31 protein-coding genes and 2 pseudogenes are annotated in these 26,424 nt (G+C 38.8%); 6 read left to right on the forward strand and 27 right to left on the reverse strand.

The annotated features are described in order from the left end of the window. Nucleotides 1-47 precede the first annotated feature (47 nt). The 8 genes from rpoB to O1Q79_RS07810 all read right to left on the reverse strand — a co-directional run bounded on the left by rpoB (nt 48) and on the right by O1Q79_RS07810 (nt 9,484). Nucleotides 48-4,076, reverse strand: a complete 4,029-nt coding sequence (gene rpoB, locus O1Q79_RS07775) for a DNA-directed RNA polymerase subunit beta (RefSeq protein WP_386691510.1) — start codon at nt 4,074-4,076, stop codon at nt 48-50. A 303-nt stretch (nt 4,077-4,379) separates the two neighbouring features. Then, nucleotides 4,380-4,751 (reverse strand): 50S ribosomal protein L7/L12, encoded by a 372-nt coding sequence (gene rplL / locus O1Q79_RS07780; protein WP_386691511.1) that lies wholly within the window; start codon nt 4,749-4,751, stop codon nt 4,380-4,382. A gap of 57 nt (nt 4,752-4,808) precedes the next feature. Beyond that, nucleotides 4,809-5,300: a 50S ribosomal protein L10 gene (gene rplJ, locus O1Q79_RS07785; RefSeq protein ID WP_386691513.1), complete on the reverse strand. Its 492-nt coding sequence runs from the start codon at nt 5,298-5,300 to the stop codon at nt 4,809-4,811. Between the two features lie 323 nt (nt 5,301-5,623). Continuing rightward, complete coding sequence (gene rplA, locus O1Q79_RS07790; RefSeq protein ID WP_386691515.1) at nt 5,624-6,313, reverse strand: 50S ribosomal protein L1; 690 nt, start codon at nt 6,311-6,313, stop codon at nt 5,624-5,626. Nucleotides 6,314-6,317: 4 nt separating this feature from the next. Further along, nucleotides 6,318-6,746, reverse strand: coding sequence for a 50S ribosomal protein L11 (gene rplK, locus O1Q79_RS07795; RefSeq protein WP_386689165.1), 429 nt, complete (start codon nt 6,744-6,746; stop codon nt 6,318-6,320). A 195-nt stretch (nt 6,747-6,941) separates the two neighbouring features. Further along, nucleotides 6,942-7,496: a transcription termination/antitermination protein NusG gene (nusG, locus tag O1Q79_RS07800; protein WP_386689163.1), complete on the reverse strand. Its 555-nt coding sequence runs from the start codon at nt 7,494-7,496 to the stop codon at nt 6,942-6,944. 4 nt (nt 7,497-7,500) lie between these two features. Beyond that, the gene (secE, locus tag O1Q79_RS07805) at nt 7,501-7,914 is read right to left on the reverse strand and encodes a preprotein translocase subunit SecE (RefSeq protein WP_386691517.1); all 414 of its coding nucleotides are present in this window, start codon (nt 7,912-7,914) and stop codon (nt 7,501-7,503) included. A 112-nt stretch (nt 7,915-8,026) separates the two neighbouring features. Continuing rightward, on the reverse strand, nt 8,027-9,484 hold the full coding sequence (locus O1Q79_RS07810) for an aminoacyl-histidine dipeptidase (RefSeq protein ID WP_386691519.1): 1,458 nt from the start codon (nt 9,482-9,484) through the stop codon (nt 8,027-8,029). Nucleotides 9,485-9,672: 188 nt separating this feature from the next. Here O1Q79_RS07810 and gpt point away from each other — a divergent pair, with 188 nt between their 5' ends. The 3 genes and pseudogenes from gpt to modC form a co-directional block, all read left to right on the forward strand. Then, nucleotides 9,673-10,131 (forward strand): xanthine phosphoribosyltransferase, encoded by a 459-nt coding sequence (gpt, locus tag O1Q79_RS07815; RefSeq protein WP_386689157.1) that lies wholly within the window; start codon nt 9,673-9,675, stop codon nt 10,129-10,131. A 51-nt stretch (nt 10,132-10,182) separates the two neighbouring features. After that, nucleotides 10,183-10,899 (forward strand): molybdate ABC transporter permease subunit, encoded by a 717-nt coding sequence (gene modB, locus O1Q79_RS07820; RefSeq protein WP_386691521.1) that lies wholly within the window; start codon nt 10,183-10,185, stop codon nt 10,897-10,899. Further along, a pseudogene (gene modC, locus O1Q79_RS07825) lies at nt 10,886-11,572 on the forward strand (molybdenum ABC transporter ATP-binding protein); the annotation flags it as partial. The gene modB and the pseudogene modC, both read left to right, overlap by 14 nt. Nucleotides 11,573-11,917: 345 nt before the next feature. Here modC and O1Q79_RS07830 read toward each other — a convergent pair. From O1Q79_RS07830 to O1Q79_RS07845, 4 genes and pseudogenes are all read right to left on the reverse strand, one after another. After that, a complete protein-coding gene (locus tag O1Q79_RS07830) occupies nt 11,918-12,517 on the reverse strand; it encodes a transposase (protein ID WP_386691523.1) in 600 nt (199 codons plus the stop codon). A gap of 422 nt (nt 12,518-12,939) precedes the next feature. After that, nucleotides 12,940-14,010 (reverse strand): annotated as a pseudogene (locus tag O1Q79_RS07835) (IS1595 family transposase). Between the two features lie 390 nt (nt 14,011-14,400). Further along, nucleotides 14,401-15,213, reverse strand: coding sequence for a hypothetical protein (locus O1Q79_RS07840; protein WP_386691524.1), 813 nt, complete (start codon nt 15,211-15,213; stop codon nt 14,401-14,403). A gap of 54 nt (nt 15,214-15,267) precedes the next feature. Then, on the reverse strand, nt 15,268-16,488 hold the full coding sequence (locus tag O1Q79_RS07845; RefSeq protein ID WP_386691526.1) for a hypothetical protein: 1,221 nt from the start codon (nt 16,486-16,488) through the stop codon (nt 15,268-15,270). 39 nt (nt 16,489-16,527) lie between these two features. Between O1Q79_RS07845 and O1Q79_RS07850 the strand changes: the two genes are divergently transcribed. Then, on the forward strand, nt 16,528-16,758 hold the full coding sequence (locus O1Q79_RS07850) for a hypothetical protein (protein WP_386691528.1): 231 nt from the start codon (nt 16,528-16,530) through the stop codon (nt 16,756-16,758). Between the two features lie 26 nt (nt 16,759-16,784). Here O1Q79_RS07850 and O1Q79_RS07855 read toward each other — a convergent pair whose 3' ends face one another. Continuing rightward, nucleotides 16,785-17,123, reverse strand: a complete 339-nt coding sequence (locus O1Q79_RS07855; RefSeq protein ID WP_386691529.1) for a helix-turn-helix domain-containing protein — start codon at nt 17,121-17,123, stop codon at nt 16,785-16,787. A gap of 107 nt (nt 17,124-17,230) precedes the next feature. On the opposite strand from O1Q79_RS07855, the gene O1Q79_RS07860 reads away from it, so the two are divergent. Further along, nucleotides 17,231-18,265: an IS1595 family transposase gene (locus O1Q79_RS07860; RefSeq protein WP_386691531.1), complete on the forward strand. Its 1,035-nt coding sequence runs from the start codon at nt 17,231-17,233 to the stop codon at nt 18,263-18,265. Then, nucleotides 18,265-18,717, forward strand: coding sequence for a hypothetical protein (locus O1Q79_RS07865; protein ID WP_386691533.1), 453 nt, complete (start codon nt 18,265-18,267; stop codon nt 18,715-18,717). The genes O1Q79_RS07860 and O1Q79_RS07865 overlap by 1 nt, the downstream gene beginning before the upstream one ends. A gap of 46 nt (nt 18,718-18,763) precedes the next feature. Here the strand turns inward: O1Q79_RS07865 and O1Q79_RS07870 are convergent, their stop codons facing one another. The 14 genes from O1Q79_RS07870 to rpsH form a co-directional block, all read right to left on the reverse strand. Beyond that, nucleotides 18,764-19,141 carry a hypothetical protein gene (locus tag O1Q79_RS07870; RefSeq protein ID WP_386691535.1) on the reverse strand — a complete coding sequence of 126 codons (378 nt, stop codon included), beginning with the start codon at nt 19,139-19,141 and terminating at the stop codon, nt 18,764-18,766. Nucleotides 19,142-19,492: 351 nt separating this feature from the next. Beyond that, entirely contained in the window at nt 19,493-19,879 is a 387-nt protein-coding gene (gene rplQ, locus O1Q79_RS07875) for a 50S ribosomal protein L17 (protein WP_386691537.1), read from the reverse strand. A gap of 40 nt (nt 19,880-19,919) precedes the next feature. Beyond that, a complete protein-coding gene (locus O1Q79_RS07880; RefSeq protein ID WP_386687882.1) occupies nt 19,920-20,909 on the reverse strand; it encodes a DNA-directed RNA polymerase subunit alpha in 990 nt (329 codons plus the stop codon). Between the two features lie 31 nt (nt 20,910-20,940). Then, nucleotides 20,941-21,561, reverse strand: coding sequence for a 30S ribosomal protein S4 (gene rpsD / locus O1Q79_RS07885; RefSeq protein WP_386687884.1), 621 nt, complete (start codon nt 21,559-21,561; stop codon nt 20,941-20,943). 29 nt (nt 21,562-21,590) lie between these two features. Then, the gene (gene rpsK / locus O1Q79_RS07890) at nt 21,591-21,980 is read right to left on the reverse strand and encodes a 30S ribosomal protein S11 (protein ID WP_132302881.1); all 390 of its coding nucleotides are present in this window, start codon (nt 21,978-21,980) and stop codon (nt 21,591-21,593) included. A 17-nt stretch (nt 21,981-21,997) separates the two neighbouring features. Beyond that, nucleotides 21,998-22,354: a 30S ribosomal protein S13 gene (gene rpsM / locus O1Q79_RS07895; protein WP_386687887.1), complete on the reverse strand. Its 357-nt coding sequence runs from the start codon at nt 22,352-22,354 to the stop codon at nt 21,998-22,000. Between the two features lie 141 nt (nt 22,355-22,495). After that, the gene (gene rpmJ, locus O1Q79_RS07900) at nt 22,496-22,609 is read right to left on the reverse strand and encodes a 50S ribosomal protein L36 (RefSeq protein WP_005759601.1); all 114 of its coding nucleotides are present in this window, start codon (nt 22,607-22,609) and stop codon (nt 22,496-22,498) included. 30 nt (nt 22,610-22,639) lie between these two features. Further along, nucleotides 22,640-23,965, reverse strand: a complete 1,326-nt coding sequence (gene secY, locus O1Q79_RS07905) for a preprotein translocase subunit SecY (protein WP_386691538.1) — start codon at nt 23,963-23,965, stop codon at nt 22,640-22,642. A gap of 7 nt (nt 23,966-23,972) precedes the next feature. Further along, on the reverse strand, nt 23,973-24,407 hold the full coding sequence (rplO, locus tag O1Q79_RS07910; protein WP_386691540.1) for a 50S ribosomal protein L15: 435 nt from the start codon (nt 24,405-24,407) through the stop codon (nt 23,973-23,975). Nucleotides 24,408-24,411: 4 nt separating this feature from the next. Continuing rightward, nucleotides 24,412-24,591 carry a 50S ribosomal protein L30 gene (gene rpmD / locus O1Q79_RS07915; protein ID WP_132302876.1) on the reverse strand — a complete coding sequence of 60 codons (180 nt, stop codon included), beginning with the start codon at nt 24,589-24,591 and terminating at the stop codon, nt 24,412-24,414. A gap of 6 nt (nt 24,592-24,597) precedes the next feature. Next, a complete protein-coding gene (rpsE, locus tag O1Q79_RS07920) occupies nt 24,598-25,098 on the reverse strand; it encodes a 30S ribosomal protein S5 (RefSeq protein WP_132302875.1) in 501 nt (166 codons plus the stop codon). A gap of 14 nt (nt 25,099-25,112) precedes the next feature. Beyond that, the gene (rplR, locus tag O1Q79_RS07925; protein WP_386691542.1) at nt 25,113-25,466 is read right to left on the reverse strand and encodes a 50S ribosomal protein L18; all 354 of its coding nucleotides are present in this window, start codon (nt 25,464-25,466) and stop codon (nt 25,113-25,115) included. A 13-nt stretch (nt 25,467-25,479) separates the two neighbouring features. Further along, the gene (rplF, locus tag O1Q79_RS07930; protein WP_386687897.1) at nt 25,480-26,013 is read right to left on the reverse strand and encodes a 50S ribosomal protein L6; all 534 of its coding nucleotides are present in this window, start codon (nt 26,011-26,013) and stop codon (nt 25,480-25,482) included. Between the two features lie 16 nt (nt 26,014-26,029). Beyond that, entirely contained in the window at nt 26,030-26,422 is a 393-nt protein-coding gene (gene rpsH / locus O1Q79_RS07935; protein ID WP_132302872.1) for a 30S ribosomal protein S8, read from the reverse strand. Between the last annotated feature and the right edge of the window lie 2 nt (nt 26,423-26,424).

Here is a 26,424-nt window from a genome sequence, read left to right on the forward strand (position 1 = left end):
AATTGGATTTTTTTAACCGCACTTTAGCGGATAATTTGCCTGTCGGCTTACTCTTCGTCTAAATCAATGTTAAGACCAAGCGAACGAATTTCTTTCATAATCACATTGAAAGATTCTGGTGTGCCTGGTTCCATATAATGTGTGCCACCGACGATATTTTTATACATCTTCGTACGACCGTTCACATCATCGGATTTCACTGTCAACATTTCTTGTAAGGTGTAAGCAGCACCGTAGGCTTCTAATGCCCAGACCTCCATTTCACCGAAACGCTGACCACCGAATTGGGCTTTACCACCCAACGGTTGTTGTGTAACAAGACTATAAGAACCGGTTGAACGAGCGTGCATTTTGTCGTCAACTAAGTGGTTCAATTTGAGCATATACATATAGCCGACCGTGACTGGACGTTCAAATTTTTCCCCTGTACGACCATCGTATAAGGTAATTTGACCTGAAGTCGGCAAGCCACCTAATTGTAGTAACTCTTTGATTTCACTCTCGTGAGCACCGTCAAATACGGGTGTCGCCAATGGCATACCTTTACGCAAGTTTTCGGCTAAACGCAATACTTCTTCATCAGTGAAAGTGCTGAGATCCACTTTTTGTGAACCGCCACCTAAATCGTAGGCTTTTTGAATATAGCCACGCAATTTTTCCACTTCTTGTTTTTGTTTAAGCATTGCATTGATTTGATCACCAATCCCTTTCGCCGCTAAACCTAAGTGAGTTTCCAAAATCTGACCGATGTTCATACGAGATGGTACGCCCAATGGGTTCAACACGATTTCCACAGGTTGACCGTTTTCATCGTACGGCATATCTTCCACAGGGTTGATTTTTGAGATAACCCCTTTATTACCGTGACGACCCGCCATTTTATCACCTGGTTGGATATGGCGTTTCACCGCAAGATAGACTTTCACTACTTTTAACACGCCTGGGGCTAAATCATCACCTTGAATGATTTTGCCACGTTTCACTTCAAGTTTGTGTTCAAAGTCTTTGCGTAATTCTTCATATTGTTCGGCAAGTTGTTCTAATTGGTTTTGTTTCGCTTCATCGCTCAAGGTTTGTTCTAACCATTTTGCACGATCCATTTTATCCAATTCTTTTTCGCTTACACCACCGTCAATTAATAGGTTACGCACACGAGAGAACAAGCCTGCTTCTAAAATTTCCAACTCTTCCACAAGGTCTTTTTTCGCTTGTTTGAGTTGCATTTCTTCGATTTCTAAGGCACGTTTGTCTTTCTCTACACCGTCACGGGTAAAGACTTGCACGTCAATAATCGTACCTGATGTGCCATTTGGTACACGAAGTGAGCTATCTTTCACATCAGATGCTTTTTCACCGAAAATCGCACGCAATAATTTTTCTTCTGGGGTTAATTGAGTTTCACCTTTTGGTGTCACTTTACCGACCAGAATATCGCCGCCTTTCACTTCCGCACCGACATACACAATACCTGATTCATCCAGTTTGCTTAACGCCGCTTCACCCACATTTGGAATATCAGCGGTGATTTCTTCCGAACCGAGTTTGGTATCACGTGCCACACAAGATAATTCTTGAATGTGAATGGTGGTAAAACGATCTTGTTGCACCACACGTTCAGACACTAACATTGAGTCTTCAAAGTTATAACCGTTCCAAGGCATAAATGCCACACGGATATTTTGACCTAATGCCAATTCACCTAAGTCAGTTGATGGACCATCGGCAAGAATTTCACCACGCCCCACTGGTTCGCCCAAGTTCACACAAGGAATTTGGTTAATACAAGTGTTTTGGTTAGAACGGGTGTATTTAATTAAGTTATAAATATCAATCCCTGCTTCACCTGGAATGGTTTCATCTTCGTTGACTTTCACCACGATACGAGAGGCGTCCACATATTGGATTGTCCCACCACGTTTTGCTACCACAGCCACACCGGAGTCAAGAGCGATCGGTTTTTCCATCCCTGTACCGACTAATGGTTTATCGGAGCGTAACGTTGGAACGGCTTGACGTTGCATGTTCGCACCCATTAAGGCACGGTTCGCATCGTCGTGTTCCAAGAATGGAATTAACGCTGCCGCCACTGACACCACTTGCTGGGTGGAAACGTCCATATAATGAATGTCTTCTGGGCGATATAACCCTGATTCACCGTGTTCACCACGTGCCGTAACAAAGGCATCGGTAAAGCGGAAGTTTTCATCAAGATTGGAGTTCGCCTGTGCGATCACATATTTACCTTCTTCAATGGCAGATAAATATTCAATTTCTTCGGTCACTTGACCATCGACCACTTTACGATATGGGGTTTCTAAAAAACCGTAGTCGTTGGTACGAGCATATACGGAAAGCGAGTTAATCAAACCGATATTCGGACCTTCAGGGGTTTCGATTGGACACACACGACCATAGTGGGTGGTGTGTACATCACGCACTTCAAAGCCTGCACGTTCACGGGTTAAACCACCTGGCCCTAAAGCAGAAATACGGCGTTTATGGGTCACTTCCGATAATGGGTTGTTTTGATCCATAAATTGCGATAATTGTGATGAACCAAAGAACTCTTTCACGGCGGCGGAAATTGGTTTGGCATTAATTAAATCTTGTGGTGTTACCGCATCTAAATCGCCTAAGGATAAACGCTCACGTACCGCACGTTCCACACGCACTAAACCAATACGGAATTGGTTTTCTGCCATTTCACCCACAGAACGAATACGACGGTTACCCAAGTGGTCGATATCATCCACTTCGCCACGACCGTTACGAATGTCGATGAGTTTTTTCATCACATTCACAATGTCTTCTTTGCTTAATACACCGCTACCGTGTTCTTCTTCAATGCCTAAAGAACGGTTGAATTTCATCCGACCTACAGCCGATAAATCATAACGATCTTGCGAGAAGAACAAGTTATCAAATAAACCTTCTGCCGCTTCTTTTGTCGGTGGCTCACCCGGACGCATCATACGATAGATTTCTACTAACGCACTTAAACGGTCATAAGATGGATCCACGCGTAAGGTTTCAGAAATATATGGACCGAAGTCTAAGTCATTGGTAAATAAGGTTTCAATGGTGGTGTAACCTGCTTGAGCTAATTTCGCTAATAGCTCTAAGGATAATTCCATATTAGCAGGGCAAATAATTTCACCACTTTCTAAATCCACATAATCTTTGGCAGCGACTTTACCGATAATATATTCGGTTGGCACTTCCACTTTATCGATATTGTCTTTTTCTAAAGCACGAATATGACGAGCCGTAATGCGGCGACCTCGTTCTACATAGACTTTGCCATTAGCTTCAATATCAAAGCTGGCGGTTTCACCACGTAAACGGTCTGGCACTAATGCCATTAATAATTTATTATCTTGAATTTCAAATACGACTTTTTCGAAGAACAAATCTAAGATTTCTTCGGTCGTATAGTGTAAGGCACGCAAAATGATGGTCGCTGGCAATTTACGGCGACGGTCAATACGAGCGAATAAGTTATCTTTCGGATCAAATTCAAAATCTAACCAAGAACCACGATAAGGGATAATTCTTGCGTTATATAATACTTTCCCAGATGAATGGGTTTTACCTTTGTCGCTATCAAAGAACACACCTGGACTGCGGTGTAATTGTGAAACGATAACACGTTCTGTCCCGTTGATCACAAAAGTACCGTTTTCCGTCATCAATGGGATTTCGCCCATATAGACATCTTGTTCTTTAATATCTTTGATGGTGCCAGGTGCCGCATCACGGTCATAGCTGACTAAGCGTAATTTTACACGCAATGGGGCGGCAAAAGTGGTACCACGAATTTGACATTCACGCACGTCAAACACAGGTTCGCCTAACTTATAGCTCACATATTGTAATTCTGTGCTACCGTTATTACTCACGATAGGAAATACAGAACGAAATGCGGCTTCTAAGCCTTGTTGCCCTTCAGGATCTCTTTGGATAAATTTATCGAAAGAATCTAATTGGATTGTTAATAAATAAGGTACATTTAAAACTTGCGGACGTTTGCCGAAGTCTTTACGAATACGTTTTTTCTCGGTATAGGAGTAAACCATTGGGGTTCCTCTGTAATTTTTTAGTGTGACCGAATTGCAACAGTTTAAAAGTGCGGTGAAAAAATAAAAATTTTTGCCGACCTGTTACAATGATTTGAATCCGTTTGTTAGATACCGCACTCTGAACCTTACTTCTGATGAGCGGATTGTCATTAAGCTAACAGCTTGATTTAACTTAATTTATCGACAATGAAACGGTGGTTTTATTTATGCTACCTTGATAGCACAAAATGGCTGACGGTATTCCGTCAGCCACTTTCCCAGAAAATCTGGTTTCCGAAGTGGAAAAAGTGTCAATCAAAATTATTTGATTTCTACTTTCGCACCAGCTTCTTCTAATTCTTTTTTCAATGCTTCCGCTTCTGCTTTAGCAATGCCTTCTTTTAAGTTAGCTGGTGCAGATTCAACTAAGTCTTTCGCTTCTTTTAAGCCTAAACCTGTTGCACCACGTACTGCTTTGATCACAGCAACTTTGTTTGCACCCACTTCAGCAAGAACTACATCAAATTCTGTTTTTTCTTCTGCTGCCGCACCTGCTGCACCTGCTGCTGGAGCTGCTGCAGCTACTGCTGCTGAAACGCCGAATTTTTCTTCCATCGCTGCGATTAATTCAACGATTTCTGATACTGATTTTGAAGCAATCGCTTCGATTAGTTGTTCGTTAGTTAATGACATAACAATCAATTCCTAAAGTAAATAAGTTGATAAACGATTTAAGAAGTGCTTTTAAAATTAAGCCGCTTCTTGTAATTTGTCGCGTAATGCTGCAAAAGTGCGAACAAGTTTGCCTGCCGCAGCTTCTTTCATTGTACCCATTAAACGTGCAATCGCTTCTTCGTAAGTTGGTAATGTTGCTAAGAAGTTCACATCTTGCAATTTACCTTCAAAGGCGGCACCTTTAACTTCAAACTCTTTGTTTGTTTTTGCAAATTCAGTGAACAAACGTGCCGCAGCACCTGGGTGTTCATTTGAGAATGCAATCAGAGTTGGACCTGTAAACGCATCTTTTAAGCACTCAAATTCAGTGCCTTCAACTGCACGGCGTAATAAAGTATTACGAACCACACGCATTGAAACGCCAGCTTCACGAGCTGTTTTGCGTAACTCAGTCATTTTATCAACAGTGACACCACGGCTGTCCGCGATCACGGCTGATAGGGCACCTTTGGCTGCTTCATTTACTTCAGCAACAATTGCTTGTTTGTCTTGAAGATTTAATGCCATTGGCTTTTAGCTCCTGAATACACTCCGATTTCTCGGAATTAAACTACCTAATAGGCTATTTGAATATAAACCATTAGGACGACTTCGGTGTACAGAAGCAGAAAATTCTTTTTCTGTTCACCATCTACGTTGGATATTAAGATTACCTATTTAATGTAACCACCGACGGTCTTGGACGGGGCTTGATGAGGCAAGCACCATCAGTATTTCGCTATAAATAGCAAAATTAGGTCGGCAATTATAGACGACTTTCACCTGCTGGTAAAGTCATTTCTATAAAAAAGTACGGTAAAAAAACGCACTTTTCCAAACCAAATAATCAATTAAAGTGAAGACTGATCAACAGCCACACCTGCACCCATAGTGGTAGAGATGCTTACTTTCTTGATAAAGATACCTTTAGCAGTGGTTGGTTTAGCTTTCACTAACGCTGCTAAAAGTGCTTGTAAGTTTTCTTTTAATTGTTCTGCAGAGAAATCCGCTTTACCGATAGTTGAATGGATAATACCATTTTTATCATTACGGTAACGAACCTGACCAGATTTAGCGTTTTTAACCGCTTCTGCTACGTTTGGTGTTACAGTACCGACTTTCGGGTTTGGCATTAAGCCACGTGGACCTAATACTTGACCTAATTGACCAACCACACGCATTGCATCTGGAGAAGCGATAACAACGTCAAAATTCATTTCGCCTTTTTTCACTTGCTCTGCAAGATCTTCCATACCCACTAGGTCTGCTCCAGCGGCTTTCGCTGCTTCTGCATTAGCACCTTGAGTGAACACTGCAACACGCACTTCACGACCTGTACCATGTGGTAACACAGTGGCACCACGCACGTTTTGGTCTGATTTACGTGGATCAATACCTAGGTTTACTGCCACATCAACGCTTTCTTTGAATTTAGCGGTTGCAAATTGTTTTAATACTGCAATGGCTTCGTTAATTTCATACGCTTTAGTAGAATCTACGCCAGCTTTGATTGCTTTCATTTTTTTAGTCAATTTAGCCATTGTATTATTCCTCCACCACTAAGCCCATTGAACGAGCAGTACCAGCGATTGATTTCATTTTGGTTTCGATAGTTGCACCAGTCATATCGGCTGCTTTAGTTTCAGCGATTTGACGAAGTTGTGCTTGAGTTACTGTACCCACTTTATCTTTGTTCGGTTTACCTGAACCAGATTTAATACCTACAGCTTTTTTCAATAATACTGCAGCTGGTGGAGTTTTAGTAATGAATGTGAATGAACGGTCTGCATAAACAGTAATTACAACTGGAATTGGTAAACCTTTTTCTAAGCTCTCAGTACGAGCGTTGAATGCTTTACAGAATTCCATAATGTTCACACCTTGTTGACCTAATGCAGGACCAACTGGTGGTGATGGGTTAGCCATACCAGCTGCTACTTGTAGCTTAACGTAGGCTTGGACTTTTTTTGCCATTTTTAAGTTTCCTTATATTTGGGTGATAACGCTGAAAATCAGCTCCCCTGTGTGTTTCCTTGCGAATGCAAGCGTTAAAAAGGGTTGCATTTTAATCAAATACAACCGAGATTTCAAGTCTAAGGTTGATAAAATCAACAAAACTTTAGAAAATAATACCGCACTTTGCTCTGAGAATAAGAAAGTGCAGTAAATTTAGTGAGCTTTTTCTACTTGACCAAATTCAAGCTCAACTGGTGTCGCACGACCAAAAATAGACACAGATACTTTAACCCGACCTTTTTCATAATCCACTTCTTCCACGGTACCATTAAAGTCAGCGAATGGACCTTCAGTAACACGCACTTCTTCACCTGGTTGGAAAGTGTTTTTAGGACGTGGTTTATCCGCATTTTGTTCTACTCGGTTTAAAATAATATCGGCTTCACGTTGGCTAATTGGCAAGGGCTTATCTGGGGTTCCGCCAATAAAACCCATCACACGTGGCACACTACGTACCAACTGCCATGTATAATCATTCATTTCCATTTGCACTAACACATAGCCTGGAAAGAATTTGCGTTCGCTTTTACGACGTTTACCCGCCACGTTTTCAATCACTTCTTCGGTAGGTACAAGCACTTCACCGAACTGATCTTCCATGTGGTTTAACTTAATATATTCACGCAATGTTGTGGCTACTCGACCTTCAAAACCAGAGAAAGCCTGTAATACATACCAACGTTTTTTAGCTGTTGTCGTTTCTGTCATAGGATTAGAATCTCAAGTTGGTTAAGAAATCAAGGACGCTAATAATAATGCTGTCAAACGCCCATAAAATTAATGAAACAACTACCGTCACGCCTGCCACAATTAATGTGGTTTGCATTGCTTCGGAACGCGTTGGCCAAACTACTCTACGCATTTCAACACGAGCATCACTAAAGAAAGCGAGAGCTTTTGCTCCTTGATTAGTAATAGCTGCCAAGCCTAAAGCAACGGCAATTAATACAACAATACCGACCACACGAATAGCGGTTGAATACTGTTCTGCAAAATAAATATTACCTACCGCAGCGACAATGATTACAACGATAGCTAATAACCATAATAAACGGTTTAAACCAACGGATTTTTGCCCTGTTGTTTGCTCAGGTGCATTTTTCTTTTTCTCGGTTACAAGAGCCATAAATTAACCTATCAATGAAATATAAAATTCGGGACATTTTTAAGAACGAGCGATTGTATCACTTTCTTCACTATTTTCATATCAAATTTTTAGCTGCCCCGAATTTTTCTGTTTATTTTTGTTCTGGAATATTCGCCAATACTTTGGTCAATAGCTCCCAATAAATTTGTACAGCAGGAATATGCACTTTCTCATCAGGGGAATGAGCATTCTCAATAGTTGGTCCAAAAGACACAATTTCCATCGTTGGATAAGCCTGTTTAATTAAGCCACATTCCAACCCTGCATGAATGACTTTAATGGTTGGTTCAACACCTAATATTTCCGCATAAATGCGTTGGGTTAAACGCAAAATATCGGTATCTGGGTGAGGTTCCCAGCCAGGATAATTGCCAGAAAGTGTTACTGTTGCACCACATAAAGATGCCAAAGACGACAATAAACTTGCCACATATTGCTTACCACTTTCGACTAAAGAGCGAATTAAAATCAGCCCTGTTACTTCATCGTCTTCGGTTTTTAACACACCGATACTGCTTGATGTTTCCACCACGCCATCAACGACATCACTATAACGATCTAGCCCATTCGGCAAAGCATTAAGCAAATGTATTGCTTTATGAGTGGAGGCTTGATCAAAAATAGTTTCTGGATTATCCACTGATAAAACCGAAATGATCGCTTTCGGTTCCGCAATAGCCAGTTCATTCTGCAAAAAATCTTGGAAATTTTGCACCGCAGTTTTTAAGGCGTTTTCATCATCTACACAAACAATCGCGTATGCTTCACGTGGAATGGCATTACGCACCGAGCCGCCTCGGATTTCCGCTAAAGCAAATGGAAAGGCTTGAGTTTGTTCAATATTTGCTAAGAAACGAGCAAATAATTTAATCGCATTCACTCGATTTGTATTAATTTCACTGCCTGAGTGACCACCACGTAACCCTTTTAAAGAAACTTGATAGGTCTTAGTAAAAGTATTTTTCTCCCGTTGAATCGGTAAACTTACTTTCGCATCTTCACCACCAGCACAACCAATATAAACCTCACCTATTTCTTCTGTATCAGTATTAATCATCAGGCTTGATTGCAACCAGTTGGCTTTTAAATTATGCGCCCCGTCCATGCCAGCTTCTTCAGTCATCGTACACAATACTTCTAATTCTGGGTGGGCTAAATCTTCACTGTCTAATACCGCTAATGCTGATGCCAAACCGACTCCATTATCTGATCCCAAGGTTGTCCCTTTGGCTTTTACCCACTCACCATCAACATAAGGTAAAATTGGATCGGTTAAGAAATTATGGGTAGAACCTTCATTGGCTTGCGGTACCATATCCAGATGGGCTTGCAAGGCGACTTTTTGACGATTTTCCATACCTGTGGTGGCAGGTTTACGAATTAATACGTTACCAATTTGATCACGTTCTACAAAAAAACCTTTCTCATTCGCCCAATCCACAATAAATTTTGCAACTTTTTCTTCGTGATGTGATGGACGTGGAATGGCACAAAGGCGATCAAACCATTGCCATAAACGTTTTGGTTGTAATACTTGAATATCTGACATAATAAATTCTCCTTAAAAAACCTTTCAATTATGGATCAATTTCTGGATTTGTACAAACATTCCTGATATTTCTATTATTTTTCGCAAAAAGTGCGGTGTAAAAAATAAAAATTCTGGTATTCACTACGGGGAAAATGGTATCCTTACGCAATTTTTAAATTTCTCTCAAATCAGTTAAGGGTAAAATTATGAGTGAAAAATATGTTGTCACTTGGGATATGTTCCAAATGCACGCTCGCAAACTAGCTGAGCGTTTATTACCAGCAACACAATGGAAAGGCATTATTGCCGTCAGCCGTGGCGGTTTATTTCCTGCTGCCGTATTAGCACGTGAATTGGGTTTACGTCACGTTGAAACCGTGTGTATTTCAAGCTACGATCATGATCAACAAGGCGAATTAAAAGTCTTACACGCTGCTCAAACGGATGGTGAAGGCTTTATCGTAGTCGATGATTTAGTCGATACAGGCAACACCGCTCGTGAAATTCGCAAAATGTATCCAAAAGCAAAATTTGTCACGGTTTTTGCCAAACCTGCTGGTGCATCATTAGTCGATGATTACGTCATTGATATTCCGCAAAATACGTGGATTGAACAGCCGTGGGATTTAGGCTTAGGATTTGTTCCTCCGATTGTGCGTAAATAATTCAGCTAAAATGCGGGTTCTGCCCGTATTTTTTATAACTAAATTTGCTATATGATTGACTATATAAAACTATCCCCCTCTGAAATAAATGCCATTATTTTAAGCCTAAAAGTGGCATTTTGGGCGAATATTTGGGCATTACCCTTTGCGATTGCGATTGCGTGGTTATTAGCTCGCAAAACGTTCTGGGGTAAATCCTTACTTAACGGCATTGTTCATTTACCGCTTGTGTTACCGCCTGTGGTAATCGGTTACTTACTACTGATTTCCATGGGACGCAATGGGTTTATCGGTAAATATATTTCGCAATGGTTTGGTTTTACCTTTGGATTTAGCCTTAACGGTGCTATTTTGGCTTCCGCCGTGGTCGCATTTCCCTTAGTCGTACGTTCTATCCGTTTAGCCATTGAAAGCATTGATATGCGTCTTGAACAAGCCGCACTAACACTCGGATCTTCACCATGGCGAACCTTTTACACCATCACCTTACCTTTAGCTTTCCCAGGTATTTTGGCGGGTATGATTTTAGGCTTTGCTCGTTCCCTTGGTGAATTTGGGGCAACCATTACCTTTGTGTCTAACATTCCCAATGTTACGCAAACCATACCACTCGCCATGTATTCCTTTATCGAAACCCCAAATGCCGAGGGTGCAGCAGCTCGCCTTTGTTTAATTTCCATTATTATTGCGTTACTCTCGCTGATTATTTCCGAATGGCTCGCCAAACGGACACAACAAAAATTGGGGCAATCTAATGTTAGAAATTAATGTAAGTAAACGCTTAGGCAATTTTGAATTACAACTTAACGCCCAAATTCCAAGCCAAAATGTCACCGCACTTTTTGGCTTATCAGGTTCGGGAAAATCCACCGTGATTAATTTAATCAGTGGCTTAATTCACCCTGACCAAGGCTATATTAAACTCAATGACAAAGTGTTAGTGGATACCGATAACGGCATCTGCCTGCCACCCAATAAACGCCAGATGGGCTATGTATTCCAAGATGGACGTTTATTTCCACACTATTCCGTAAAAGGCAATTTGCGTTATGCAATGAAAGCTAAAAGCGGAAAAAGTGCGGTGGAATTTGACCGAATTGTGCAACTACTCGGCATCGAACATTTGCTTAATCGCTACCCAATCAGCCTATCTGGCGGGGAAAAACAACGAGTCGCCATTGGACGAGCCTTATTAAGTCAACCTGAAATGTTGCTGATGGACGAACCCTTATCCGCCCTTGATTTACCGCGTAAACAAGAGTTATTAAGCTATTTAGAAAACCTCGCTCAACAAATCGCTATTCCAATTTTGTATGTCACCCATAGTATTGATGAACTCACAACATTGGCAGAGCAAGTCATCTTAATAGAAAACGGCAAAATGATTGCTTTTGATAAGGTGGAAAATGTGGTTAATTCACCCTTGTTTGAGAAATGGAAAGGGTAAAACATTTAAAAAATAACCGCAGTTTTCACTGACAGCATCAAAATCGGCGACATCGAGTTGGAACTGGATGAACTGTACCCTAGTCCTAGTACGCATTAAAGCAGAATGCAGGATAATGAACACATAAAACGTAACACACTACAGTAAATCACTGCGTTTGAGGGAACTTAATAGACAAAATAATTGCTAAAAATGGGCTAAAGCCTTATACCATAAGGATTTAGCCCAAATTCAAACTACCCCAAAACTAGGCATAGTAGACAAAATAGTTGGCAGTTTTTTATACACTATGCCCTAGTAGACAAAATAGTTGGTTTTGATTATTTTTAATAATTAGAATCAACTATATTTATTTAAAAAATCCTTTATAAACATAATTTTATTCTTCTTAGATAATCCGTGATGAACAATAAGTTTTCCTTTAAGTTTACCAAATAAATTTTCTATGCGGTTTGTCGTCTTATCCATATTTAATTCAGGATATTTCTCAAAGGTAAATAAATAATCTTGATGACGTAATAAACTCCTATAAGCACTTCTTAATTTGCGATATTTAAATGGATAATAACCTTTTTCATTTGGATATTCAGACCGTTCATTAATATACTCTTTATATTTTAAATACCAATCATGTAATTCACGATAAAATTCATTTTTTAGGCTTGATTTTAATTGAGTGACTAATCCTTTGAAGGCTTTACCTGCTTCTGATTTTAGATTCATCGTTAATTTTCTCGTGACTATAGCCACTTGATGAAACTGGCATAACTGGATTGGTGTGTTAAAAATGTCTTTCAACAATCCACCTTTACCATCGCAGGTAATTGATTGTATTACATAGCCTTTTTCTCTGAATTTATTTATTGCCACGGCATAATAAACAGATTTTTCTGTTTTCACTATTTGATGATAAATGACCTTTTTTGTATGTAAATCCATAAAGACCATTATGCCAAATTTTCTACCAAAGAAGGTTATCTATAATTAAGTTTAAATAATGGTTTTGTGGCGAATTTAACGGGGTTTTAGGGGCTTTTAATAAATATCTTTGAATCGTTCTTACTGAACAATGATATTTCTCGGCAAGCTGTTTATAAGATTGTTTTCCTTCGGTGTAATCTTGCCAAATTTTAATTGGATTTAATTTCTTTGTTAAGGAAAAAGTTTTATTACAAGATGTGCATTTATAGCGTTGAATATTATTTTGAATGCCATATCTCTGAATTGACGGATTTTGGCAAAAAGGGCAATTTTTTATTCATAATTCAAAAAAGTGGGTTAAAGCCAATTACTATACGGTATTATGTAGCAAATGCACAAAGCCTAAAACCCACTCTATCCCCTGTACCAACAGGGGATCTTTACGCCACAGCCAAATAATTCGTATCATTCGCCACCACACTCTCTAGCCCAAATTTTGGTTTACCTTTCTTGTTACCCTGCCAATATCCGATAAAATCTTTAAGTGGCTTAGTTGTTAAACTGCGGAGCAATAAATCGTCAAATTTCTCTTGTTCAGATTTTCTACGATTATCTTCACGCCAAGCCGTTTCATTGGCGTATAGCATCATATATTTATTACTTAATTTGTGGTGTATGCCTTTTTGTAGTTTCCGAAAACGAGCGAAAAAGGATTCCGCTAAATTATTTGTGATGCTATCTATAGAGCAATATTCTTGCGAGTGATTTACTCGCCATAAATCGTAGTGATAAATCAAATTGTCATAGGCTGGATTTTCATCAGCACAAATTTTGCTATTTGGTTTAACGAGAGCGTGAGTCAGCGCTTGTACATCTTCACTATTTTCTTCTTTGATTAGTGCCACAATGCTTTTATCTCCCCCTTTGAAATTGTCCTGATTGGCGGTTTTTTGACGAAAAACCATTACGCAAGCCTTATCTTTACGCTGATGTCGCTTTGCACGTCTATCAATCCGTTTATGCTTAAAATTGCGTGGGCGAATATAATGGTTTACATAACAGCCGTCTATATGTACTTCACCCTGTAATGGCGTTAAATCTTTTGTTAAGTTTAACGTTTCACGGAATTTTTGTAGTAATACCCAAGCCGTTTTGTATTGCACGTTCAGTTGATGGGAGAGTTTTAGGGCTGTTAGTCCTTTGTTTTCTGTAGTAAAAAGGTATAACGCCAGTAGAATTTGGCGTAATGAGAGTTTGTGAAATTGAAAAATTGTGCCTGACGTAATAGAAAAACGATAGCCTCAATGTTTGCATTGCCACTGTTTACGGCTGGCAATGAAATAGGCTTGATGTTCAGTATGACAACGTGGGCAGACAACCTGATTTTGGTTATCAGATTTTCCCCAACGAGCGGTTTTTAGCAACGTGAGAATATCGCTATCGGAAAGTGTGGCAATTTTAGCAAGTGATAAGTTGCGAAATTGATGAGAGAGTAAAAAATGTTGTGGCATAAGCGTTCCTTGTGTGTATCACAAGGTATTCAAAGCACGACAAAGAGCCAACCTGAAAATCAGGTAGGCTCAACGTGTTTGTGTTGAATACCTAAGAAACACCACAAGAAATGCCTTGTGATTTGATGGTATTCTTTTATCTCATTCTTCTAACTGGAGAAGTAACTGTATAGGCTGATGATTTAGTATTCTTCTATCAATTATTTAAGAAATTCATATTCAAACAAGAACGGTACAATTTCATTTATGTAATAGTTTTTTACCAATGTTTTTAGCGTATTTAAATGTCCATTGAGTTCAGGGTAATCATACACTGTTTTATCCTTTTCATCTTTATATGAAGTATTGAGTTCATTCATAATCTGATAGACGGAATAGGTAAAATTTGCATTATAACCTGCTGTTTTTTTTAGCTTCTTTCAATACACTTTTCCATTGTGTAATTAATTTTTCTTCTGTTTCTGAGTAATTGAGTTTTTTTAATATTTCACTTGCTAAAGTTTCACCATTAGTGGTATCTAATGATAATTCATTTCGATAAAATCGACCGTCTGAGCCATTAAGTGATCTTAATTTTGTATAGTGCGTTAGTGTTACCCAAAATAGATTCTTCAGTAAAAACGACTGCAATTTTCCATTTTTACAATCTGTTTGATATTGTATCTTTTTATCCGCACTTTTCATTAGCATAGACATTATTTTCCAATGATTGACGTGATCGGTATATTTCCCAGTAGAAAATATTGGTAATATTTCAAGAAAATTATCTGAACGTAAAAATTCACCGTTTGCATCATAACGCCCTGTAATAGTTAAAGCAGAATTTAAACGTGGATTATCGAAACCTTGCCCATTTGCCACAACGTAGCCAACAATATTTTTATTATACCTTTTAATTACACGAGCTTTCTTTTCATCTAAACATTCTGTGCCATTTAATTCAACAGAAATCCCATTTAATTCATCGTCATTAAATTCTCGTTGATCATAGTAGGAACTAATTAAGCTTTTTACTTGTTTAACCGTTAGTTTATCTTCATAGAGAAGACTATCTTTTTTATCAATATCATAGCAATCAAGTTCAAATTGGTTGATGTTAGAATTAACATTCCCCCAAAGAATACAAGATATGCACGCATTCGTTGTAGTATGGAAATGTTTACGATTAAAAGCAAAACCTTGAATAAATTGTTTTGAAATCAATTTATGAGCTTTCCAATATTTAATTGGACTATAAACAATATAGCTATCAGTTGGTTATCTTAAATAATATTTAAAAGCCGACCAAATAAACAAATTTGCTAAATCATTAGTAGGTGAACCATTTACTTCTTTTTTCATTTCTTGCATTACATAGGATGTTTTCCAAATGGCTTTTTGCCCTTTACCCATTGTATTGCCGTTTACTTCTGAATAGGGTGGATTTTCAAGCATAATCACGGTAACATTCGGATCATCAATATATTTTTTGATTACCTCATTTTCAATATACGCTTTACTTAACGCATCTGCCCCACGCACTAATCCCATATTAAAAGTATCTTCTTTTTCTGTAGGTGGAATGATATGACGAACTTTATCACCTAATAACTCTTGCAATACTTTGTATTCATAGTATTCAATCGTAGAAAGCACGCAATGTTTTAATTCTTCTTCACTTAATAACTTCTCAAGATTACCAGTCCCTGCACATCGATCAAGAATAATATAATCATTACCCTTTGGTACTCGTTCAATAGCTTGCTTTACTAATTCTAAAGATTTCTCTACATAAGGCGTAGGCGTGTAAAACGCACCAAGATTTTTCTTTGAAAGGGTGTCATTAAGTTTATCCATTAAATACTGGAATTTTGCATTTGTTTGCCCTGTATAAGGATTAATAAATTCTTTTAATTTTTCAGGTTTTCTAATTTCACCAATAATATTTACTTTGCCTGAATGATCGCCAATAAAATCAGATTTGTTTGCTGTTGGATTTTCACGATAGAATCGCTCTGCCCAACCAACAATACAGTTTTCATCAATATTGATTTTAGTAAAGTTCTTTGAACGCAACAATGCAATTAACTTAGTTTCAGCTAATTGACTTGCCCCATATTCTAAAGTTTCTAATGGATTTTGAGCTGTAAAGCCTGAGTTTTGAATAGAAGCACTTCCAAAATAGACCTTTTCAATATCAACTAAATAATCTTCACTGTCATAACGATAAATTTTTTGATTAGATAATGATACAAGAATAATATTTTTAGGGATTTCTTTCCCTTTAATTCTTCTTGATGAGAGATATTTAATCGCTTGGAATAGAGTTGTATTTAGATCATTGATTATTGTTTTAAACTCTAAAATATTACCATTAACAATACCGTCAGTATAATCACTAAAAATATCATCTTCAGTTAAATTGCTATCTACTAATGGTAGGTAATCTTGATAGAACTTTAATTGTCCATCAACTTCGTTTGAAAAGTTATTAGTCATATTTCCCTCCTAAAAGAAAAGAAGGAAATATATTTGACAATGAGAAAGATAAAATTAAACTATTGCGTTGCGTTGCGTTGCGTTGCGTTGCGTTGCGTTGCGTTGCGTTGCGTTGCGTTGCGTTGCGTTGCGTTGCGTTGCGTTGCGTTGCGTTGCGTTGCGTTGCGTTGCGTTGCGTTGCGTTGCGTTGCGTTGCGTTGCGTTGCGTTGCGTTGCGTTGCGTTGCGTTGCGTTGCGTTGCGTTGCGTTGAACATTTTTTGTTTCCTTAATTTAAGATGTCAAGTGATTTTTACAATTATTTCAATTTATTTGAAATGGTTGTAATGGTTTCGGATATAATTTCTTTACCTAAATTATTGGTGGTTCTAAATTGTTCCAATAAATTTAATTCGTTTTTGGTGAGTTCTCTTTCCAGTTCGTTATCTATAAACATTTCACCCTTATCAAGCAATAACCAATTTAAATTTACATTGGTGATATTAGCGATTTTAATCAATACTTCTGCACTCGGTTCACGCTCACCACTCAAATAATTATGAATAGACCGCAAAGGAATGTCGGCAAGTTCGGCAAATCGTTTAACGCTAGTATTTTGTGTTTCAATAAGAACTCTTAATCGCTCTTTAATGCTCAATGTTGCACCCCATATTGACTTTTAGTGAATTTTGTGGCATTATTCAACCATAAACAGTGCTAGAAATGGCACTATTATAGTCATTTTTGCACAGGAATAAAATAGTAATGTCGCAACATTTCCTACTTTCTTCCAAAGCTCGCACGCTTTCACTCCGTAAGGTTGCCACCTTGTCGGACGAACAAGCGTTTAGCTTGCTTTGCTCATTGCGTTGGGGAAGTGAGAAAATGGTTTGTTGTCCGAAATGCGGTGTAAATCATCAGGCTTATTTTATTTCCAGTCGCAAGCAGTGGCGTTGCAAACATTGCCGACATACCTTTAGCGTTACATCAGGCACAATTTTCGCACACCATAAATTACCGATTCAAGTGTATTTAATGGCAATCGCTTTGTTTGTTAATGCAGTAAAAGGCATTTCCGCTTGCCAGCTTTCTCGTGATTTAAATGTGCAGTACAAAACCGCCTTTACCTTATCTCATAAAATCCGTGAGAGCTTGCAAGTTCAAAAACAACTTTTTCCTTTATCAGGTGAAGTCCATATTGACGGTACTTATGTCCATTCTGCTCCACGTCCGAAGAATAAGAAAACCGACCGAGTAGATAGACGTTTAAAAACAAATGCTAATCCTAACAAACGTGCAATATTGGTGATGCGTGAGCGTCATTCTAAACAAGAAACCTTATCTAATCCGCACTTAGTCGGCGCAAAGAAAACCCTGACTTTTCCGATTTTGTCAGAAAATACCGACATTGTGAACAAACTAGCGGAAGCCTACATTGAACCAAATAGCCGTATTCACGCAGATGAAAACGGTGCTTATGACGAACTGATGGCTCGTTATGATTTGCACCGTGTCAATCATCAAAAAGAGTATTGCAGTGATGATGGCATTACCAATAATCTTGCTGAAAGTTACTTTGCACGTTTCAAACGTATGTATTACGGACAAGTGCATAAAATGAGTAACATTTATCTTGATAATTACGCTAATGAAATCGCTTATCGGGAAGATACTCGTAAGCAAGATAATTTCACGATTTTTAAGGATATTGCCACTAAATGCCTTGCCACTTCATCAGAAAATGCGTGGAAAGGTTATTGGCAAGGTCATCACAGACAAATAGAAAGGGTAATTATTTAATGGCAGACGAGATTTACAAAAGCCAAATTAAGCAGAAAATTGCTCAATTTGAACGAGAAAAAGAGCAGGTCTTAGCCCATCTTGAATTGGTCGAACGCCGTATAAAATGGCTAAAACAAGCCTTAGACGTAATGGACGTGGATAGCAAAGATATTCAACAATTTGATACCGAGCATTTTCAATACCGAGTTTATCGTAAACAATTTAACGGTAAAATTACGCAGTTAATTCAAAGAGTAATGAAAACCGAACCTGAACGCTATTGGCGGGTATTAGAATTAGCCGAAGCTGTTTTAATTGCCGATAAACAGCCTGATATTGCTGTATCAGAATACCATACGAAAAATATCGGTACTGCACTGATTAGATTAGTGAAAAAAGGGCTTGTTGAAAAAATCGTAGTGAAAAAGCACAAAATTATCCAATGGAGATGGATTGAAAAAGTGCGGTAAAAAAATCACTCGTTTTTACAAATTTATGCTTATTAGAAAATGCCAATTACTTAATTTTCCAATGAAATCCACCACCAATAATGACTTTTTGTTTATGTAGTTGTTTTAATTTACGTTTAACCGCCACATAAAACGGATCGCCAATTTCCACGTCAATACACTGATTATCTAATTTTACCACTTGTTCAACAATTTCAATGGTTGAAAGCCATTGATGCCGATTATTTTTCAATATCGTTGCAACCAAAGAATTAAGCGACAAATGAAACGGAGAGCGATTTTGAGTTGGTTTATTCTGCACAGATTCAGCCAAGCGAGCCAATAAACTCTCAATCTCATTCATATTTTCTCGCACTATCCGCTGACGTTCTTGCAACGCAAAAATCATCTCCGCCAATTCACTTTTTGAATATTTTTGAGCCATAAAAAAGGTTTCCGCTATCAATCATAGTGAAAACCTTAACAAATTTTAACGGAAGAGTCTTTGTGCATTTGCTACATAATACCGTTACTATAAGGCTTTAACCCACTTTTTACCAACTATTTTGTCTACTATACCTCAATTTTTGGTTCAGGATACTTCTCAAAAGTGAAGAAGAATTTCTCGTTACGTCTTAAACTAGCACAAATACTTCTTTCTTAATTTCCTATATTTAAATATCTCTTAAGCATTATTATCAACTTTATCCTCTCTTTAATTTAGATAATATTGATATTTTATAGTTCAAAAGAAAAAAGCTCACTTAAAAGTGAGCTTTTGATTATTAATTATAGATTATTCCGTAGTAGCCTCAGCGACTACTTCTGGGCGATCAACTAGCTCAATGTATGCCATTGGAGCATTATCACCAGCACGGAAACCACATTTTAAAATACGGGTGTAACCACCAGCACGTTGAGCAAAACGTGGACCTAATTCATTAAATAATTTTGCAACAGTTTCAATGCTGCGTGTACGAGCAAAAGCTAAACGGCGATTTGCTACGCTGTCTATTTTTGCTAATGTAATTAACGGCTCAACTACACGACGTAATTCTTTCGCTTTTGGCACAGTTGTCTTAATGATCTCATGACCAATTAAAGAACTTGCCATATTACGGAACATCGCTTGGCGATGACTACTATTACGGTTTAATTGACGACCACTCTTACGATGGCGCATGACCTTATCCTTCTCAGAAAAATCTTAACCTAATTGACCATTAATCTTCAGCAATACTTGCTGGTGGCCAATTTTCAAGGCGCATACCAAGTGATAGACCACGAGAAGCGAGTACATCCTTAATTTCAGTAAGAGATTTCTTACCAAGATTAGGTGTTTTTAATAACTCAACTTCAGTACGTTGGACTAAATCACCGATATAATGAATTGTTTCTGCTTTCAAACAGTTAGCAGAACGAACTGTCAACTCTAAGTCATCAACTGGACGTAATAAAATCGGATCAAATTCCGGTTTTTCTTCCTTGACTTCTGGCTGACGAACATCTCGCAAATCAACGAATGCATCAAGCTGTTCCGCTAAAATTGTTGCAGCACGACGAATTGCTTCTTCTGGATCAATAGTGCCGTTTGTTTCTAACTCAATAACTAACTTATCTAAGTCAGTACGCTGTTCAACACGTGCTGCTTCTACATTGTAAGCAATACGATCAACAGGACTATAACAAGCATCTACTAACAGACGACCAATTGGACGTTCTTCATCCTGAGCATGTACACGAGCAGAAGCAGGAACATAACCTCTACCACGTTGTACACGAATACGCATATTAACAGATGCATTTTCATCGGTTAAATGACAAATTACATGATCAGGATTTACGATTTCTACATCACCATCATGGGTAATGTCAGCTGCAACAACAGGGCCAATTCCAGATTTGTTTAGTGTCAGAAATACATCATCTTTATTCTGAACTTTAACCGCTAGGCCTTTTAAGTTTAGAAGCACTTCAAGAATATCTTCTTGAACACCCTCTTTACTACTGTATTCATGCAATACGCCTTCAATTTCTACTTCAGTGACAGCACAACCTGGCATTGAAGATAAAAGAATACGACGCAATGCATTACCTAGAGTATGGCCAAAACCACGCTCTAACGGTTCTAAGATCACTTTAGCGTGTGTTGAGCTGATTTGCTCAATATCCACTAAGTGTGGCTTTAAAAATTCTGTAACAGAACCCTGCATTTTATCCTCTCTTTGCTTGTAAGCTTAACTATTATTTAGAGTAAAGCTCAACGATCAGATGTTCATTAATGTCTGCTGATAAATCAGAACGTTCAGGAACACGTTTGAACACACCTTCCATTTTAGCAGAATCAACTTCTAACCAAGTTGGTTTTTCTTTTTGCTCTGCTAATTCCAATGATGCTTTGATACGAGCTTGCTTTTTAGATTTCTCACGCACAGCAATCACATCATCAACGGAAACTTGGAAAGATGGGATATTTACAACACGACCATTTACAACAATCGCTTTGTGACTCACTAATTGGCGAGCTTCTGCACGAGTGGCAGCAAATCCCATACGATAAACAACGTTATCCAAGCGACCTTCTAATAATACTAATAAATTCTCACCAGTATTACCTTTTAAGCGGTTCGCTTCTTTATAATAATTACGGAATTGACGTTCTAAAATACCGTAGATACGGCGAACTTTTTGTTTTTCACGTAACTGACTACCATAGTCAGATAAACGTGGTTTGCGAGCACCGTGTTGACCAGGTGCTGTATCAATTTTACATTTAGAATCGATAGCACGCACGCCTGATTTAAGAAATAAATCAGTGCCTTCACGACGGCTTAGCTTGAGTTTTGGACCCAAATATCTTGCCATTTTCTTTCTCCAATTATCCTAACGTCAAATTAAACACGACGTTTTTTCGGTGGACGACAACCGTTATGAGGAATCGGAGTCACATCTGTAATGTTCGTGATTTTGAATCCTGCTGCATTTAATGCACGGATTGTTGATTCACGACCTGGACCCGGACCTTTAACCATAACTTCCAAGTTCTTTAAGCCAAATTCTTTGACAACTTCAGCACAACGCTCTGCTGCAACCTGTGCGGCGAACGGAGTGGATTTACGAGAACCACGGAAACCTGAACCACCTGCGGTTGCCCACGCTAGAGCATTACCTTGACGGTCAGTAATAGTCACGATTGTATTATTGAAAGATGCGTGAATGTGAGCTACGCCATCTACAACTTGTTTTTTTACACGTTTACGTGCACGAACTGGTGTTTTAGCCATTTAATCTTTACCCCGACTTATTTTTTGATCGGCTTACGTGGACCCTTACGGGTACGCGCATTAGTTTTAGTACGTTGACCACGTACCGGTAAACTACGACGGTGGCGTAAACCACGATAACAACCTAAGTCTAATAGACGTTTGATGTTAAGTGTTACTTCACGGCGTAAGTCACCTTCAACGGTAAATTTACCAACTTCGTCACGCAGTTTATCAATCTGCTCTTCAGACAATTCTCTGATCTTAACGCTTTCAGCAATACCAGTCGCAGCACAAATAGCTTGTGCACGGGTTTTACCGATACCATAAATTGCTGTTAAAGCGATTACAGTATGTTTATGATCAGGAATGTTAATGCCTGCAATACGGGCCACTATGCACTCCTATTTTTTAACTAATTTGGTATATTGATCTTGAAAAGCCCGTTTTCAGGATACTCAAACAATATACCAAGGACATAAATGAGCTGAGCAGTATAACTGCTCAACTGGTTCTTTGCAAGAAAAAATTATCAATTAACCTTGACGTTGTTTATGTTTAGGGTCGCTACATAATACACGAACAACACCTTCACGTTTCACAATTTTACAGTTACGACAAATTCTCTTTACGGAAGCACGAACTTTCATTGCTTATCCTTTCTTTATAAAATGGACAAATTACTGTCCAAAACCTTTAAGGTTTGCCTTTTTCAAAGCAGATTCATATTTAGTCGACATTAAATGACTTTGAACCTGCACGATGAAATCCATAATTACCACTACAACGATTAACAAGGAAGTACCGCCAAAATAAAATTGGACATTCCAAGCTGATGTCATAATATAAGGAACTAAACATACGAATATAATATAAAGACCACCCACTAAGGTAAGACGGGTCATAATTTTATCTATATAACGAGATGTTTGTTCACCTGGTCTAATTCCTGGGATAAATGCTCCAGATTTTTTCAAATTATCGGCTGTATCACGCGGATTAAATTGCATTGCAGCATAGAAAAAGCTAAAGAACATAATCGCTGCAGCATAGACAATCAAATAAATTGGCTGACCTGGCTGTAACATTAACGATAAATTCGTTAACCACTCAAGGCTAGAACCTTCACCAAACCATGATGTTATTGTTGCAGGAAACAAAATAACACTTGATGCGAAGATAGCTGGAATAACACCTGCCATATTTACTTTTAATGGTAAATGTGACGATCCTCCACCTAATATTTGATGCCCTTGTTGACGCTTAGCATATTCTACTTTTACTCGACGTTGTCCTCGTTCAACGAATACAACGAAATAAGTCACAGCAAAAACAACTACGGCAATCAATAAAAGAACTAATGGATGCATTTGCCCTTGACGCGCCTGCTCAATAGTTTGACCAATAGCAGCTGGAAGACCAGCTACGATACCTGCGAAGATGATTAAAGAAATACCGTTACCAATCCCACGCTCAGTAATCTGTTCACCTAACCACATTAAGAACATAGTTCCTGTGACAAGACTAATTACTGCTGTAAAATAAAAACCAAAGCCTAAATTAGGCACTAGTCCTGGCAACATACTTGGTAAACCAGTTGAAATACCTATCGCCTGTAACGTGGCAAGCCCTAACGTTGTGTAACGCGTGTACTTACTCATTTTACGGCGACCAGATTCACCTTCTTTCTTCAACTCATTTAATGCAGGATAAACCGTGGTCAGCAACTGAATAATAATTGATGCCGAGATATACGGCATAATACCCAGAGCAAAAATTGACGCACGGCTCAATGCACCACCAGAGAACATATTAAACATTTCAATGATGGTGCCTTTTTGCTGTTCAATTAATTGAGCTAACACGGCCGCATCAATACCAGGAACCGGAATGAAAGAACCAATACGGAAAACGATTAGTGCACCTAATACAAAAAGTAATCTACTTTTAAGTTCACCTTTACCGCTTTGAGTACTTCTACTTTGATACCCTGGTTGCTTAGCCATCTGTTAATTATTCCTCGATTGATCCACCAGCAGCTTCAATCGCTGCTTTCGCACCCTTAGTTACACGTAAACCACGAACAGTTACTGCACCTTTGACTTCACCCGCTAAAATAATTTTAACAAATTGAATATCTTTAGTGACTAAGTTCGCTGCCTTTAATGAATCTAAAGTGACAACATTACCTTCTACTTTAGTTAAATCATTCAAACGAATTTCAGCGGTTACGGCTGCTTTCATTGAAGTAAAACCAAATTTTGGTAAACGACGATATAAAGGCATTTGACCACCCTCGAAACCGCGACGAACACCGCCACCAGTACGAGATTTCTGACCTTTATGACCACGTCCACCAGTTTTGCCTAGACCTGAACCAATACCACGACCTAAACGCTTAGCACTGTGCTTCGCACCTTCAGCCGGAGATAGAGTATTTAAACGCATTCTCTTACTCCTCCACTTTAACCATATAAGAAACTTGGTTAATCATACCACGAACAGAAGGTGTATCTTCTAGTTCTACAGTATGACGAATATGGCGAAGACCTAAACCTTTTAATGTGGCTTTATGCTTCGGTAAACGAGCAATTGAGCTACGAGTTTGAGTTACTTTAATAGTTTTAGCCATAATCCATTACCCCAAAATTTCATCAACGGTTTTGCCACGTTTTGCAGCAACCATCTCTGGTGATTTCATATTTGCGAGTGCATCAATTGTTGCACGCACAACGTTAATTGGGTTGGTTGAACCGTATGCTTTAGATAGAACGTTACGTACACCAGCAACTTCTAATACTGCACGCATTGCACCGCCTGCGATGATACCTGTACCTTCGCTTGCTGGTTGCATAAATACACGAGAACCAGTATGAACACCTTTCACTGGGTGTTGTAATGTACCTTCATTTAAAGCTACGTTAATCATGTTACGACGTGCTTTTTCCATTGCTTTTTGGATTGCTGCTGGAACTTCGCGTGCTTTACCATAACCAAAACCGATACGACCGTTACCATCACCTACTACTGTCAAAGCAGTAAAGCTCATAATACGACCACCTTTTACAGTTTTTGATACACGGTTTACCGCGATTAGCTTCTCTTGCAGTTCACCAGCTTGTTTTTCGATGTTTGACATCTCAATTTCCTCTATTAGAACTGTAGACCAGCTTCACGAGCAGCGTCCGCTAAAGATTGGACACGACCATGATATTTAAAACCAGAACGATCGAAAGCAACGTCTTTCACGCCTTTCGCTAATGCACGCTCAGCAACGGCTTTACCCACTACTGCAGCAGCATCTTTGTTACCGGTATATTTTACTTGCTCACTAATTGCTTTTTCTACTGTAGAAGCAGCGGCAAGCACTTCTGAACCGTTCGGTGCAATCACTTGTGCGTAAATATGACGCGGAGTGCGGTGAACGACTAAACGCGTTACACCTTGCTCTCTCATCATATAACGAGCACGAGCTGCACGACGGATACGAGCTGATTTCTTATCCATAGTGTTACCTTAATTATTTTTTCTTGGCTTCTTTAGTACGTACAACTTCGTCCGCATAACGAACACCTTTACCTTTATAAGGTTCTGGTTTACGGTATGCACGAATATCTGCAGCCACTTGACCGATTAATTGTTTGTCAGCACCTTTCAACACGATTTCGGTTTGAGATGGACATTCTGCAGTAATACCTGCTGGTAAAGTGTGCTCGACAGGGTGTGAAAAACCTAAGCTCAAACCAACTACGTTGCCTTTTACTTGTGCTCTATAACCCACACCGACGAGTTGTAATTTTCTTGTGAAACCTTCGGTAACACCAATAACCATTGCATTAACCAACGCACGTGCAGTACCTGATTGTGCATTTGCACCCACACTACCATCACGTGGTGCGAAAGTTAATGCACCATTATCTTGTTTAACTTCAACTGAGTTATGAATAGTACGAGTTAACTCACCATTCTTACCTTTCACTGTCAATAGCTGGCCGTTAAGTTTAACCTCAACACCGGCAGGAACAGTTACGGGTGCTTTTGCAACACGAGACATTTTTCCTACCTCTCCATTAAGCTACATAACAGATGATTTCGCCGCCTAAACCCGCTTGACGAGCAGCACGGTCAGTCATCACACCTTTAGATGTAGAAACCACAGCAACACCTAAACCACCCATTACTTTTGGTAATTCGTCTTTACGTTTGTAAATACGAAGACCTGGACGGCTTACACGTTGGATACTTTCTACAACTGGTTTACCTTGGAAATATTTTAATGTAATTTCCAATTCAGGTTTTACACCTTCTAAAACTTTTACGCTTTCAACGTAACCTTCTTCCGCTAACACATTGGCAATAGCCACTTTTAGCTTGGATGAAGGCATACTGATCGCAACTTTGTTCGCAGCTTGACCGTTACGAATACGGGTCAACATATCTGCGATTGGATCTTGCATACTCATTG

Source organism: Lonepinella sp. MS14434 (genome assembly GCF_042468235.1).
Taxonomy (GTDB): Bacteria; Pseudomonadota; Gammaproteobacteria; order Enterobacterales; family Pasteurellaceae; genus Lonepinella.